Annotated in this window: 1 pseudogene and 1 riboswitch; the pseudogene reads left to right on the top strand. The window is 71.9% G+C overall.

Annotated features, from left to right (window positions below):
* Positions 1-354: 354 nt before the first annotated feature.
* Positions 355-480, top strand: a riboswitch (SAM riboswitch).
* A 36-nt stretch (positions 481-516) separates the two neighbouring features.
* Positions 517-857: pseudogene (locus AC1DP0_RS22315) on the top strand (aminotransferase class V-fold PLP-dependent enzyme); the annotation flags it as partial.

Below are 857 nucleotides of genomic sequence, written 5' to 3'. Positions count from 1 at the left end.
GGCTTGCGGGCCGCGAGCTTGCGCTGCGCGGGCCGGGTCGACCGGGCTGCGGGCGGGCGCGACGTGGCACCGCCCGAGGACCCCTTGGCGCGTGTGGCCGCGGTGGTGCTCGAGCGCTGGCTGCTGGACGGACGTGACGCCATGGTGGCACCGTACGTCAACGCACTGCTGAACTCACGCGTCACACGCGCAACACGGGTGGCCGGTCTGTGGTTCGACGAGAAATTGCCGTATGCCGGGTGCGTGCCTCACGTGGGCCGCCCGCCGGCCGCGTCTCGGCCGCCGTCTCAGATCTCGACATCCCGGTACCGACTGTTGGACAGACGTCCGACGCGGCCCCTATCGTCCTTGCCAGGTCATGAGTGCCAGTGACAAGCCCCGGCTCGCTGGCCAGCAACCCTCCTCCGCGGTGGGGTGCTCCGGGTGACGACCAGGCCAACCTCGGTCCGAATGCGTGATCGAGGTCGGCAAGCGCGGACCCGCATTGGGTGGGTCCCATGACCCAGGAGCACTGGCATGTCGGTCCTTTCCTCGACCCGTCCCTCGTCCCACCCCTCGTCCCACGCTGCCGCGTCTCCCGTCGTAGCCTCGTCCTGTGGCGGCACGCCCGCACCGGTCGTGCGCAGCCGTGCGCTGCACGTCGTGCCCGAGGCGCGCACTCTGCCGAACGTCGTCGGCGCGGGGCTGCGCGTGCCGACGCTCCACGGCGACGCGGCATACGCCAACCTCGACCACGCCGCGTCGACGCCCGCGCTCGAGACGGTCAAGGCGGCGGTCGATCGCGCGCTCGAGACGTACTCCTCCGTGCACCGGGGCGCGGGCTTCGCCTCCCGGCTGACGAGCGCGTGGTACGAGCA

The sequence above is a fragment of the Terrabacter sp. P5_B1 genome, assembly GCF_056400505.1.
This window is presented reverse-complemented; position numbering and strand designations above follow the sequence as displayed.